At 69.9% G+C, this 14,479-nt stretch carries 6 protein-coding genes; 2 read left to right on the top strand and 4 right to left on the bottom strand.

The window, feature by feature from the left end:
- Positions 1–221: 221 nt before the first annotated feature.
- Together ACG00Y_RS23780 and ACG00Y_RS23775 are read left to right on the top strand one after the other, a co-directional pair.
- On the top strand, positions 222–3,290 hold the full coding sequence (locus ACG00Y_RS23780) for a ligand-binding sensor domain-containing protein (RefSeq protein WP_394483437.1): 3,069 nt from the start codon (positions 222–224) through the stop codon (positions 3,288–3,290).
- Positions 3,287–5,080, top strand: a complete 1,794-nt coding sequence (locus tag ACG00Y_RS23775; RefSeq protein ID WP_394483237.1) for a response regulator — start codon at positions 3,287–3,289, stop codon at positions 5,078–5,080. Before ACG00Y_RS23780 ends, ACG00Y_RS23775 begins: the two co-directional genes overlap by 4 nt.
- Here the strand turns inward: ACG00Y_RS23775 and ACG00Y_RS23770 are convergent.
- The 4 genes from ACG00Y_RS23770 to ACG00Y_RS23755 form a co-directional block, all read right to left on the bottom strand.
- Positions 5,077–7,965, bottom strand: coding sequence for a ligand-binding sensor domain-containing diguanylate cyclase (locus ACG00Y_RS23770; RefSeq protein ID WP_394483235.1), 2,889 nt, complete (start codon positions 7,963–7,965; stop codon positions 5,077–5,079). The two genes, ACG00Y_RS23775 and ACG00Y_RS23770, sit on opposite strands and share 4 nt — an antisense overlap.
- Before the next feature lie 137 nt (positions 7,966–8,102).
- Positions 8,103–9,023: a hypothetical protein gene (locus tag ACG00Y_RS23765; protein WP_394483233.1), complete on the bottom strand. Its 921-nt coding sequence runs from the start codon at positions 9,021–9,023 to the stop codon at positions 8,103–8,105.
- A 101-nt stretch (positions 9,024–9,124) separates the two neighbouring features.
- Entirely contained in the window at positions 9,125–10,048 is a 924-nt protein-coding gene (locus ACG00Y_RS23760) for a PA14 domain-containing protein (protein ID WP_394483231.1), read from the bottom strand.
- A 67-nt stretch (positions 10,049–10,115) separates the two neighbouring features.
- Positions 10,116–14,450 carry an Ig-like domain-containing protein gene (locus ACG00Y_RS23755; RefSeq protein ID WP_394483229.1) on the bottom strand — a complete coding sequence of 1,445 codons (4,335 nt, stop codon included), beginning with the start codon at positions 14,448–14,450 and terminating at the stop codon, positions 10,116–10,118.
- Positions 14,451–14,479: the final 29 nt, after the last annotated feature.

Here is a 14,479-nt window from a genome sequence, read left to right as displayed (position 1 = left end):
TTCAGGAAGTTCGCGTCCGGCCGGATCGGCGAATGACCGAGGACCGGGCGTTGCAAGCCGCGCGGTGTGCCCGGTCTGAGCGTCGCACTGCACGTCAGCCGCGCAGCGCGTGCCGCAAGCGGACAGGACGTTGCGAGGCTTTTCGCGATACGCTGCCCCGTGCTCAAGCGGCAAAGGGATTTGCGGTGCGTCAACTCTTAGGCCAGTGCCAACGACGGCTGTTGCCAGACCTGCTCCTGGCAGCGGCGCTGTTCACCTCGCTGCGCCCGGCCTTTGCGCTCGACCCGCCGCTGCAGGTTTCCCAGTACGCGCATACCTCGTGGACCGCCCGGGACGGTGCCTTGCTGGGGTTCGTCTTCTCCATGGCACAGACGCCCGACGGCTATCTGTGGGTCGGTGGGTCATTTGGCATGTTCCGCTTCGATGGCCTGCGCTTCGTTGCCTGGCGGCCACCTGCGGGCCAGTCGCTGCCCGACAACCCCTATGCCCTGCTGGTATCCCGCGACGGCACGCTCTGGATCGGCACCTTCGATGGCCTGGTCAGCTGGAATGGCGTTGAGCTGACCCGCTATCCGCAGTTCGGTGGCGGGTTCGTGACCTCGCTGCTGGAGGATCGCGACGGCACGATCTGGGCTGGCGTGCTGGCGAACCCGGGACGGCTGTGCGCCGTTCGGGCGGGGCACGTGGAGTGCGCCACGCAGGATGGTGGCTTTGGCTCCTTCGTCTGGAGCCTGGCCGAGGATGGCGACGGGGCGCTGTGGGCGGGTGCGGAATCCGGCCTCTGGCGGTGGAAGCCGGGGCCACCCCAACGGTTCGACACCCAGGGAGGGCGCGTGGGCGACCTGAGCACGACCGTCGATGGGCAACTGCTGGTGGGCATCCGCAGCGCCGGGCTCAAGCAGATCGCCGGTGACAAGCTGGTGCCTTCTCCGATGCGAAGCGCCGCCAAGCCCAACGAGTGGCTCGCAGACCGCGACATCAAGTCGAACAAGCTGCTGCGCGCCCGTGATGGCGGCCTGTGGATAGGCACCGAAGGGCTGGGGCTCATTCAGCTGAAGGATGGCAAGGCGGACGCGTTCAGCCGTGCCGACGGCCTCTCGGGCAACATCGCTTGCAGTCTTTTCGAGGATCGCGAGGGCAACATCTGGTACGGCAGCGAGAAGGGCCTCGACCGTTTCCGCAAGCTGCCGGTCACGACCATCTCAACGTTGCAGGGCCTACCCAACGGGGCCACGAAATCGGTGCTGGCGACCACGGACGGCAGCGTCTGGGTGGCCACCACTGATGGGCTGGCCCGGTGGAAGGACGCGAAAGTCACCGTCTACAAACAACGCGAAGGCCTGCCGCATGCGGCGGTTCAGTCGCTGTACCAGGACACCGACGGGCGGCTCTGGGTGAGCACGAGCGGTGGCCTCGTCTACTTTGCGAACGACCGCTTTGTCGCGGTCGGCGGCGTGCCCGACCCACGCGGCGTCACCGGCAAGGACGTGTTCTCCATCACGGGGGACGAGGCGGGCAACCTCTGGCTGTCCGTCAAGGAAGGCCTGGCACGGCTGCACAAGGGGCGCTTCGTCGAGAGCATCCCGTGGGCCGCGTTCGGGCGTCGGCAACAGGCCAAGGTCATCGTCGCCGACCGTGGCGGGGTGTGGCTGTCCTTCTGGCAGGACGGCGGCGTCCTGTACGTGAAGGACGGCAAGGTCGAGGCGACCTACATGCCCGCGCAGGGGCTGGGCGCGGGCCATGTCGGGGGGCTGCGGCTTGATGCCGAGGGGGCGGTGTGGGCAGCGACCGACGCAGGCGGGCTGAGCCGGATCAAGGACGGCCGCGTCGCCACGATGAACGTCGGCAATGGCCTGCCCTGCAACACGGTGCACTGGTCGACGCTGGATGACGAGGGCTCGCTGTGGATATACGCGTCCTGCGGGCTGGTGCGGGTCCTGCGTGACGACCTCGCGGCCTGGATCGCCGACGCCAGCGCGAGGGTCGTCACCAAGGTCTGGGGTGCGGAGGATGGCGTGCCGCTCCAGGCCTTCTCGCCGGCCTATTTCAATCCGCCGGTGGCCAAGGGGCCGGACGGCAAGCTCTGGTTCGTGTCGGGCGTTGAACTGCAGGTGATCGACCCTGGCCACCTGCCAAGCAACCCGCTGCCGCCACCGGTCCACATCGAGACCCTGGTCGCCGACCAGAAGCCCTATGCCGTGGCCGACGGCCTGCGCCTGCCGCCACTGGCCCGCGACATCACCATCGAGTTCGCCGCGCTGACGCTGGTCGACCCCAAGAGCACGCGCTTTCGCTACCGGCTGCACGGGCACGACAACGACTGGCAGGAGGTCACCAACCGGCGCCAGGCCAGCTACACCAACCTGCCGCCGGGCGAGTACCGCTTCCACGTCAAGGCGGCCAATAACAGCGGCGTGTGGAACGAGACGGGCGCGCAGCTGGCCTTTGCCATTGCGCCGGCCTTCCATCAGACGACCTGGTTCCGCCTGGCCAGCGCGGCGCTGCTGATCGCCCTGGCCTGGAGCGGCTTCCAGCTCTGGCTGCACATGCGCATCCGGCGGCTGCAGCGCCAGTTCGAGGCGAAGCTGGAGGCGCGCGTGGCCGAGCGCACGCGCATCGCCCGCGACCTGCATGACACGCTGCTGCAGCACTTTCACGGCCTGCTGCTGCAGTTCCAGGCGGCGTTCAACCTGCTGCCCGACCGGCCGCGTGAATCCAAGCAGATCCTTGCCGGCGCCATCGACCGCGCGGCCGAGGCGATCACGGAGGGCCGAGACACCGTGGAAGGCCTGCGCGCCTCGGCCCTGGAGACGAACAACCTCGCGGATGCCTTGCGGGCACTGGCCGAGGACCTGGCGAACGAGACCGGCCATGCGGCATCGGCCCATGTCGACGTGCAGGGCCGGCCGCAGGCCCTGCATCCCATCGTGCGCGACGAGACCTTCCGCATTGCCGGCGAGGCGCTGCGCAACGCCTTCCACCATGCCGAGGCGACGCGCATCGACGTCGAGATCCGCTACGACGCGCGGCAGCTGGCCGTGCGCGTGCGCGACGACGGGAAGGGCATCGCCCCGGAGGTGCTGCGTGCCGGTGAGAAGGAAGGTCACTTCGGCCTGAGCGGCATGCGCGAGCGCGCCGAGCTGGCGGGCGGCACGCTCACCATCAGCGGTCTGGACAAAGGCACGCAAGTGGCGTTCAGCGTTCCGGGGTCGCGGGCGTACAGTAAACCGTCACCCACCAAGCCGTGGTCCCTCCATCGAAGGTTGACCCCCAGCGAGACCGGCGAATGAGCGATGAACTGACCCGCATCCATGTTCTCTGCGTCGACGACCATCCGATCGTGCGGCAGGGCATCGCCACGCTGCTCGCCGTGGAGCCGGACATGGCCCTGGTCGCGGAAGCGGCGAACGGGCGCGAGGCGATCCAGCAGTTCCGCGCCCGCCGCCCGGACGTCACGCTGATGGACTTGCAGATGCCCGGCATGAGCGGGCTGGACGCCATCGGCGCCATCCGCGCTGAGTTCCCCGACGCGCGCATCATCGTGCTCACCACCTATGCCGGCGATGCCCAGGCGCAGCGCGCGTTGCAGGCCGGCGCATGTGGCTACCTGCTGAAGAACGCGCTGCACAAGGAGCTGCTCGACGCCATCCGCGCCGTGCAGGGCGGCCGCCTGGCGCTGCCGTCGGAAGACTCGTTCGAGCTGGCGGGCCAGGTCGTGGACGAGGCCCTCACGCCGGCGGAGATCGGCGTGTTGCGCTTCATCGCCCAGGGCGACGCCTACGCCGAGATCGCCCGGGCGCTCGCGCTCAGCGAGGAGACGCTCAAGGGCCAGGTGCAGGCCATCCTGGCCAAGCTGGACGCCCAGCACCGCACGCAGGCCGAGACGACCGAACTCGAGCGCGGCATGCTGCAGACCGAGCGCGCCGCCCGGCATGCCGCCGAGGCGGCCAACCGCGCGAAGAGCGAGTTCATCGCCGGCATGAGCCACGAGCTGCGCACGCCGCTGAACGCCGTCCTCGGCTATGCGCAACTGCTGACGCTGGAAGGCGGCCTGAGCCCGCGCCAGGCGCGCGGCCTGGACACCATCCAGCAGAGTGGCCAGCACCTGCTGGCGCTGATCAACGACATCCTCGACCTGGCGCGCATCGAGGCCGGCCGCACGGACCTCAACCCGGCGCCGGTGAACCTGCCCTGCCTGTTGCAGGCGGTGGTGAACCTGATGCGGGTGAAGGCCGACGAGAAGCGCCTGGCCTTCGACTTCGATGCCGGCGCGGGGCTGCCCGAGGCCGCGCTGGCCGACGAACGCCGGCTGCGACAGGTGCTGCTCAACCTGCTGGGCAATGCCTTCAAGTTCACCGACGCCGGCACGGTCACCTTGCGCGCCAGCGCCGAGGCGCAAGGCCAGGCGCAAGTGCTGCTGCGGCTGGACGTCGAGGACACCGGCGTCGGCATGCGCCCCGACGACCTGGCGCGCATCTTCAAACCCTTCGAGCAGGTGGGTGACGTGCAGCGCCGCAGCGGCGGCACCGGGCTGGGCCTGGCGATCACGCGTGCGCTGGTGATCGACATGGGCGGGCAGGTGCACGTGAGCAGCGAGTTTGGCCGCGGCAGCTCTTTCCGTGTGGAGCTGCCCTTGCCGGTGGTGCAGCCGGCGCAGGCCGCGCCGCAGAAGGCGCCTGGCGTGGCGCGCTATGCCGGGCCGCGGCGGCTGGTGCTGGTGGTCGATGACGTGGCTGCAAACCGCGCACTGATGTGCGATTTCCTCAGCAACGCCGGCTTCGACGTGGCGCAGGCTGGCGATGGCGGCGAACTGCTCTCGGCCGCGCGCAGCTGCCGGCCGGACCTGATCCTGATGGACAGCGTGATGCCCTTGATGGACGGCGTGGAGGCTACTCGCCGGCTGCGCCAGGATGCCAATCTGAAAGCCGTGCCCGTGATCGCCATCTCGGCCTCGGCCACCGGCGCTCACCGCGCCGCCTGCCTGCAGGCTGGTGTCAACGTCTTCCTGACCAAGCCCGTGTCGCTGGAGGCGCTGCAGACCCACATCGGCGAGCAGCTCGGCCTGCAGTGGCTGGCTTAGCCGTACTCGATTCTGTTGCGGCCGTTCTCCTTCGCGCGGTAGAGCGCGGCGTCGGCGCGGTCGATCAGTGCCGCTGGCGTGTCGGCTTGGCCTGCGGCCATGCTGGCGACACCGAAGCTGCAGGTCACCGGCAAGACCTGACCCGAGGGCAGGGTGACGGGCTTGTCGCAGATGGCCTGGTGGAACGACGCGATGCGCGCGTGGCCGGCCTCGCTGGCCACGTCGAGATCGGGCAGCACCAGCACGAACTCCTCGCCACCGTAGCGGCCGACTGCGTCGTAGGGCCGCGTCGGGGCCTTCAGCCTTTGCGCGATGGTCACCAGCACCGCATCGCCGGCGGGGTGGCCATGCTGGTCGTTGATGAGCTTGAAGCGGTCGGCATCGACGATGACGAGCGCCAGCGGGATGTGGCCGCGACCGGCGCGCGCCACCTCGGTGGCCAGCGCCTCGTCCAGCGCGCGTCGATTGAGCACGCCTGTCAGGCCGTCCTTCAGCGCCAGCTCGCGCATCTGCGCATGCGAGGCCTCGATCTCGCGCGTGCGCTCCGCGATGAGGCGCTCCAGGCGCGCTTGGTTGGCGAGCAGGCGGCGCAGCCGCCAGCGGTGGCCCGCCCACATCGACAGCGCGCCCAGCGTCGTGATCAGCCCGTAGAACCAGGCGGTTCGCCACCACGGCGGCAGCACCTCGATGGCCAGTGTCTGCAGCGGTGACTCCGCCTGCTGGTCCAGGTTGCGGGCGCGCACCTCGAAACGGTAGCGGCCGGGCTGCAGCGAGGGGTACACCACCTCCGTTGACGCGCCGCTGCGCCAGCCGTCGTCCTGCCCGTCCAGGCGGTACTCGAACCGCAGCGCGTCGCGCTGCTCGAAGGCGACGCTGCCCAGGTTCAGCACCACGGAACGCTTGTGCCATGGCAGGGTCAGGCGCGCGTGCCCCTCGTGAATCGCGATGCTGGTGCCGGCCACCTGCACGTTGACGTTCAAGTCCGGCTTGTCGAAGAGGGCGTCCAGGTCGCGCAAGTGGGCCGTGCCGCGGGGCGTGCCCACCCAGATGGAGCCGTCGGCATCCGCGTAGAGCGCGCCCTGGTTGCAGTCGTCCCAGGGCAGGCCGGCGTTCTGCCGGATGGCGCGCCAGCGGTGCAGGTCGGTGACCGCGACACCGTAGTCCGTTCCGGCCCACAGCCAGCCCCGGCGATCAAAGCGCAGGGCGACGATGGCGCGGTCCTGGAGCAGCGGCGTCTGCACCCGCTCGAAGCGCAGCGCTGTCGCGCCGGGCTCGGTGCGCGCCTGCCACAGCCCCGAGTTCCCGCCGACCCACAGGCGCTGGTCCCGGCAGGCAATGGTCGTCAGGTCGCCAGGGGTCGTCTTCTGCCCGTCGGCGGCAAGCACATGCACCCGCGCCAGCCCGTGGGCGTCGTTGCGCAGCAGGCCCTGGGCGGTGCTGATCCAGATCTCGCCGCTGCGCATGAGGCAGGCATCGTTCGCTTCGGGTGGGAGCGTCTTGGGCGCGAAGAGGACCTCGTCGATGCGCTGCGGCCGTGTATCGCGCGTCGGGTCGCGCAGCAGGTAGATGCCGTGGTGCGTGATGATCCAGAGCTGGCCCTGCCGGTCGACGAGCAGTTGCGTGATGCGGGGCAGCCGGGCCACGGGCCTGAGGCGGCCGCTGGCGGGGTCGAAGCGGCTGAGCAGGCCGTTGAACGACCCGACCCACACCTGCCCCTCGCCATCTTCGGCCAGGCTGGAGGCCACCTCTGGTGCCTGCGTCGGCGCGGCGGTCTTGAAGGACTGCGCCGAGCGGTCGGTGCCCAGGCCCACCGTCGTGCCGACATACATCTGCCCGTTGCGGGCACGCAAGAAGCTCCAGGCGTCGTCGGCGGGCAGGCCCTCGGCCTGCCCCCAGCTCTGCGCATGGCGGTAGCCCAGCCATCGCGCCAGGCCGACGCCCGCCGTGCCCAGCCACAGGCTGCCGTCGCGCGTCTGCAGCAGCGTGCTGACACCACCGCCGGCCTGCAGCCCCTGGGGTGTGCCGATGAATGCCATGCGCTGCCCGTCCCAGCGCACGATGCCGGTGCCGTGCTGGGTCAGGATGCGCCCCTGGCTGTCTGCACCAAGCGCCGGGTTCCACGAGGCCGACAGCCCGACACCCGGCGGCATCGGCACGCGCACCGGCGCGTCGCTGCCGGCATCCAGCCGCCAGAGCTGCGTCGGGCTGCGCAGCCACAGCCGCCCGTCGGCCATGCGCAGCAGCGTCGTCCAACGCTCGGCCGGCGCTGGCCCGGCTGGCCGGTACTGGCGCAGGCCACTGGCGCCCAAGCGGCAGAGCATGCGAGCACATCCGAACCAGATGGCGCCACCGTGCTCGCCCAGCACGCTGTAGACATCGGCGAGTTCAGGGCGGCGCTGGCGTTCGGCGGCGCTGAACACCTCGCTGGCCTGCCAGCCCGAGGCGGTTCGGCTGACCCAGTACAGGCCTGCGCGCGTGTTGGCAACCAGCCGGTCGCCCGTGGAGGCCAGGCTCTGCCCGGGCTTCAGCGTGATCGCGTCGTCGCGTTGCCGGATCTGCACGAAGCGCTCGCCCTCACGATGGAAGAGCATGGCCTCGCCGGCCACCCACAGCCGGCCCGAGGCATCCACATGCAGCGCGGTGACGCGCACGTCGACCAGCCCCTGCGTAGGGCCGTAGCGGCGCATGCGCCCGCCGTCGAAGCGGTACAGGCCGTTCTCGGTCCCTATCCACAGCTCGCCCGCCGGGTCCTGCGCCAGGGCGGTGACGGCCAGGTTGCCCAGCCCGTGCTCATGGCGCAGGTACTTGAACGCCCGCTGCTGCGCCTGCGCGAGCAACACCTGCAGCAGAAGGCCGCCGCACACCAGGGCTCGCAACCAGGGCATGAGCTTGCTCATCGTCTCGTCAACCGTTGCATCCGTCCGCCATCCAGCGTCACTGCGTTCGTGGGCCTGTGTGCAGGATGATGCACTGGTAGCGGCTGAGGGGCGAGCTTGCGTGGGCGTGATGGTGTCAGGTTTGATCAGCTCTTGCGCGCGCTCCGCCAGGCGTTGACCAACTGCTTCGCGAGCGCATCGGCCTCGCGTTGCTGGGTGGTGGTCAGTGGCGCCGACGAGTTCATCTGTGCAACCGCATCGATGATCTTTGCCATCGCCGTTCCCATGCCCGGAATGCGCTCGTCCTGGATCTGCACGTAGGCATTCCGGTAGCCGCTGCGTTGTATCGGCGTGATGCCCAGATCGCGCGCCAGATTGCCGGATGCCATGGCAAGCGACATCAGCGTGTCGGGATCGCCGGCCTGGGCAGTCTGGCGCACATCGGCCTGCAGCCTGGCGATCAGCGCCGGGTCCGCCTCGCCCTTGGCATCATGAGCCTGCAGCGATTGCAGATAGGCCATCGCCGCCCCTGCGGCCTTGCCGTCATAGGCCTTCTGCAGCAGTTCACCGCTGCGCGCCAGCGTCGCGGCGTCGAAGACCTGGCAGCGCCGCTGGTCGCTCTGGGCGCGGGCGATGGTCTCGTTGCTCACGCGCTCCTCGCCGCCCATGTCCTTGATCGCCTTCCTGACATTGGCGGGCACCATGTCCGGCTGGTCGCGGACGGCGAAGAGGCCTTCCGGCGCCTTGGACATCATGGCGCAATGCTGCAGCGTCCGGGCCGCGATCAGCGCATCCTCCGCTGTCCCGCCATGCAGTCCCAACTGGACCTTGCGCAGGGACTCGGTCGGCGATTCGACTTCGGGCAGCGCTGCGATTTTCGGGCGGTCGGGCAGCGCGGGCATGCTCGCTGCTGATGGCAACGCGACGGCTGCCGCGCTGGCCACGTAGGCCGGTGCTGCGGGCACGGCGGGCTCGACGGGCGCCGGAGCCGGCACGGCCACCGGCGCGTTGCCGGCCGGCTTGTCGCCATACAGCCAGGCAGCGGCGCCGCCGGCCAGCAGCAGCACCGCCGCTGCGGTCAGCGCATATCGCGTTCGGTGGCTGGCCTGATCACTGTGAGTTCGTTTCATCTTCTTGTGCTCCCTGGGATCGCCGGATGTCGGCGCGTCTATTGCGCGGCCGGCGGTCGGCCGAGCAGCCGGCGCGGGATGTACTGGTAGTCCTTGCCGTCCGGCTTCTTCCAACCCAACATCAGCGCCAGGCCATAGCCGGGTCCCTGAAAGTAGCGCACGCGGAAGTTGCGCGGGCCCTTGGCCAGCTTCACCGTTTCCATCAGTGGACTCGCCGCATGGATGCCGTCGTTGTTGATCACCTCCACGTCATCGATGGTGAGGACGGCGCCGTCGTCGGACAGCAGCATGATGTCCATCGTGATGTCCTGCGGCATGTTGACGGTGAAGCGGATGTCCAGCCCGAACCATTCGTTCACATCCAGGCCGGGGAAGCCGTCGCGGTGGTCGCGCGGCGTGATGTCGAGCTGGGCCAGGCAGACGGTCTTGACGGGTTTGCGCCGGCGCATTTCGTTGACTGACGTGGTGCCGTTGCGCAAGCGGTAGACCTCGGCCACCATCGGGCGGTCCGGCGAATCGGCGCACTCCTCGAACAGCTTGGGCGGCACCGCGCTGCTGGCGGCCGGGGCTGCTGCGACCGGAGGCGGAGGCGGTGCGACGACGGGCGGGGGCACCGGCGGCGGGACCTCCTTTGGCACGGGCTCGACCTTGGGTGCCTCGATGGGCGGCAGTTCGGGGACGAGCGGCACGTTCGGCGGTGGCGGGTCTGTCAACTTCGGTGCCAGCAGCGGTGGCGGCTTGGGGGGCTTGGGCGGCGGCTTGGCCTCCACGATGCTGATCTCGGAGATGCGCGGCTTGGGCGGCGGCGGCGCCTTGGAGCGCCACGACAGCACCGCCGCCAGCAGCAGGATGTGGATGACCACCGCAATCGCCAGCGCGTAGCCATTGCGGCGGGGCTGCCATGGCTGCTGCTGTTGCGGTTTGGCGGCGGGTTCGCCAGGCTCGGGTGCCGTCGGGCTCATTGGCTTCTTCTTGGTTTTGGCTGGCGGCATCTACCGCGAGTTCTCATGCTGGCTGCTGCCTTCACTTTCATCGGTGGATTCTTTCGGCCACGCTGCTCGCATCCAGCGAGCGCAGGAAGCTGGCCAGCGCGCTGCGGTCTGCCGCAGACAGCGCCTGCGTGCCGCCGTGTCCAGAGGCGAACACATCCTGCAGCGTGGCGGCCTGGCCGTTGTGGAAGAAGGACGGCGCGGCCCACAGCCCCTGCAGCGGCGGCGTGTGGAAGCCGACCCCGGCAAGCGTCTGCTTGGAGCCCTTGCCCGACGACGCCTGCACGGTGCCGACATCGTGGCGCAGCCCGTCCTTGCGCGTCGTGCCGGCATGGCAGGTGGCGCACTGCATGGCGCCGAACAGCTGCTGGCCGCGCAGCGCCTCCACGGTCAGGCTGCCATCGGCCTGGCGCTCCGGGCTGCGGCCTTGCCTGGACAGCGAGGACAAGTAGGCCGCGAGGTCGTCCAGGTCGCGGCTGCGCCCGGCCTTGGGCGCGCCGAGCGGGTCGGACGTGGCCGAGAAGTCGCGGTCGCTCAGGAAGCCCGTGCCGCCGAAGGCGCCGCGGATGTCGTTCTCGAAGTCTTGCAACTCGTCGAAGTTGGCCGTCCAGTGCACGCGGCCCAGGCCCAGGCCCTGGCGGCCTTGCAGGCTGATGGTGCGGCGCAGGCCCTCGCCGCGCTGCGTGAAGTCCCAGACCATGCCGTCGTCGCCGCCGTCGGCGTGGCAGCTGGCGCAGGACATGTAGTTGTCGCGGCTCATGCGCCGGTCGGCGGCGTTGTAGAACAGCCGCTTGCCGCTCAGCACGGCCGGTGCCAGCGGCTCGACGGCCACCGCCGCGACGGTGGCGAGCGGCCGGGCCGAGAAGGACTCCGCCGACAGCACCGGGCCGATGTCGTACACGCCTACCGTGCGGCCCAGGAAGTTGTTGACGTACAGGCGCTGGCGCTTCTCGTCGACGTACAGGCCGTGCGGCGCGCGGTCGGTCTCGATCTCGCCGCGCACCGAGCGGTTGTAGGCGTCGACGACGGCGATGCGGTTGCCCTCCATCTGCGCGACGAACAGGTAGTCGCCATTGGGCGAATAGGCTGCGGCGCGGGCGGGTGCTCGGTCGTTGAAGTCCAACTGCTCGGCAAACACCTCGTGGGCGCCGGGCACCAGCGCGAGCTGCGACACGATGGAGCGCACGGTCGTCTCGTGTGCCAGCGGCCGGCCGTCGCGGAAGGTGCCGCCGACGATGTTGTCCTTCTTGGACGGCAGCGCGGCACGCAGGCCGTCCGGCGAGATGACGACCTGGTGCAGATAGTTCGGCACGCCGCGCGCGCGGTTCTCGGCGTCGATGGTCGCAGTGTCGACGCGCAAGCCGACCGTCTGGTACAGGGCCAGCTTCTTGTCCAGGCCGACGCGGTACACCACGCCACCGTCCATGCGCGAGCGGAAGCGCGTCACCAGAGCCTCGGATGAATTCGCGCTGACGGCGATGCCGCGCACGTCGCCGGTTAGCTTCAGGGAGGCACGCGCTGCACCGTTGGCCGGGTCGAAGCTCATCAGCGTGGTGCTGCCCTCCAGCGTGACCAGGCCCATGCGCTGGTCCGGCGTGAAGACGATGCCATGCGGCGCGCTGCCGTAGGGCAGCTGCACGCTTGCGGACAGGCTGCCGTCCTGTGCGTTCAGCGCCACGAGCTTGTCCTCGCCCTGCACGGTGACCCACACGCGCCCGTCGGGGGCGATGGCCAGCGTGCGCGGCTCCTCGCCGACGCGCGCTTCCCAGGCCTTGGCCAGCGTGTCTGCAGCAATCGCCGTGACCGTGCCGCTGTCCGGGTTGACGCTGAACACCTGCGTGGCGTTGCCGACGATGTTGCTGGTTTGCGCGGGCGCCTTGGCGGTGCGCGGGTTGATGGCGGTGCGGTGCAGCGCGTGGGTCTGCTCCGCGCCGTCGGCCGTGCGTACCGTCAACACCACGTTGTAGTGGCCGGCGACCGTGAAGGTGTGCGACGCCGCCAGCTTGCGCGAGAACGCGGTGCGCGGGGAGCCGTCGCCGAAGTTCCAGCGGTACTGGGCGCCGCTGCGCGCCAGCACGCCGGGGTTGAAGTTCGCCCGGCTGCCGACCACGAGCGTCTCGCTGCCGACGGCGCCGGCAACGCGCACGGCGGCCTGGCGGTCCAGCGTGGCGGCCTCGTCGTCGCCCAGCACGCGATTGTAGACGCGCACGTCCGCCAGCCGGCCGCGGAAGAAGTCCGCGCTGCCCTGGAGCTGGCCCAGCATGGTCGGCTGGGCGGGCGGGCTCAGCGGCCCGGCCAGGCCCTTGCCGCTGCGCTTCACACCGTCCACGCGCAGCGACAGCGCGCCGCTGGTCGCGTCGCGTGTCAGCACCACGGCGTGCCAGCGGCCGTCGTTGACCGCGCGCGCCGAGGCCAGGCCCGGGTTGGTGGAAGAGGGCTCGCCGACGGACAGCCGCAGCCGGCCTTGCGCGTCGATCCAGCCCCACAGCACGCCCGTCGGGCCGTGGCCGAAGATGCCGGGCGCCTGCGCGGCGCGGGCGTGGCCGCGCTGGGTGGACTTCATGTGGAAGCTGAGCGTGGCGGTGCCGCCGGCCAGGTTGGCAATGTCGGCCTTGGCCAGCATGACACCGGCGCTGCGGCCGGCGAAGTTCAGGCCACCGTCTCGGAAGCTGTCGCTGGGCGTCGTCTGGCCATCGTTGCCGGCGACGATGTCCTGCAGGCCGCGCACCAGCGGCCAGTGGTGGGCCAGGCCGGTGGTGGCCGCCGTGTCGGCGGCGGCGCGCTGGCTGCCATTGCCGGTCGTGAACTGCGCGCTGAAGGCCGTGGCGATGGCGTTGCCTGCATAGTCCTTCAGACCGCCGGCCGGCAGCAGCACTTCGTAGGTCGTGTTGGGTGCCAGGTCTTGCGCCGGCGAGAAGTTGATGATGCCCAGCTGCGCGCTGTAAGTGCCGGCGAGTGCGGCACCGCCGCGCGGACGGACGATGAAGCTGGCGGCGTGGAGGCTCTCCGGCAGGATGTTGTCGGTCAGCGCGATGCCGATGCGCGACGTCGTCGCCTGCTTGACCGCCCCGGGCCGTGGCGAGACCTGTCGCACCTTCGGTGGCGTCGTGTCGGGGTTGCGGTCGTGCACGATGAAGCCGCTGCGCTTGCCGTGGTCGTTGCCGACGTAGACCAGGTTGCCCATCGGGGTGACCTGGCCGTGGTCGGAGTGGCGGGCTTCGTCCGAACCTTCGGGGAAGAGGCCGGCCTTGGCGACGTGCCGGTGGTTGAGAGGGTCGCTGACGTCGACCTTGTGCAACATCACCTGCGCGCCCTGGAAGACGAACTGGTCCTGCGAATTGCAATAGAGCTGCTCGTCCATCAGCAGCCGGCTGTCCTTGGGCACGAAGCGGGCCGGGTCGTCCAGGTCGAAGGAGAACATGCGCCCGTCAGGGCCACGGCCACGGGCCGAGCCGTAGACGTAGCGGCCGTCGAAGCAGGTCGCGTAATAGAAGGGCAGGTTGCCGACGCTGTCCAGCAGGCGCGGGTTCAGTGGGTCGGAGATGTCCAGGCTGGCCAGCCCCGACCAGGTGTCCATCGAACTCAGCACGAGGTGGTTGCCCATCGTGAAGATGGGCCCGACGCGAAAGCCGCCCAGCTCGCCGGTGGGCACGGGGTTGGGCCGGCCGCCGCCACGGTTGGCCAGCACCGGGTTGGCCGGGTCGCGCGCGTCGACGATGTACATGCCGTCGTCGGCCGACGCGACGTAGACATAGGGCGCCTGCCACCACAGCTGCCAGGTGACCCTGGAGTAGTCGCCGCCGTCGACCGTCGGCAGCGCGAGCTTGGCTACCTGGCGGATGTCGTTGACGTCGCTGAAGTCCCAGAACTCGATGCCCTTGGTGCTGGGCACGACGAGATACTGCCGACCGTTGATCGTCGCCGCGCCGATGGCGTGCGGTTCGCGGAACTGCGCGGTGCGCCCCTGGGGTTCGTAGATCTTCTTGACCAGCCGCAGGCTGCGCGGGTTGGAGACGTCGTAGACAAGGAAGCCGCCGGTGGACTGGCCGCTGTCTGGCGCGAACATGACGACGAGGTAGCCGTTGAGCATCAGGGCGACGTTGGTGCCGTACTCCTGGCGGCCGGGGTAGCGGAAGGGGATGTCGCCGTCGCCCGCGCCAGCGGCGGTCTCGGTCTTGATCACCGAGACCGGGTTGAACAGCTCGGCCTCGGTGTAGCTCAGGTTGCCCAGGCCGGGGCCTTGTTTAGGCTCGGCCGTGACCAGTGCGGCCAGCGTGGCCAGCAGCGTCAGCGCGCTGCCGCCGGTGATGGCGGCATGTGCCAGGAAGGCCGCGCCCAGGCTCAGCAGCGCGACGGCTGTGGTTCGTATCTTCATCGCTTGTCTCATCGTGTTTGTCGTCAGCC

The organism is Pelomonas parva, from assembly GCF_043555835.1.
Lineage (GTDB): Bacteria > Pseudomonadota > Gammaproteobacteria > Burkholderiales > Burkholderiaceae_C > Pelomonas > Pelomonas parva.
This window is presented reverse-complemented; position numbering and strand designations above follow the sequence as displayed.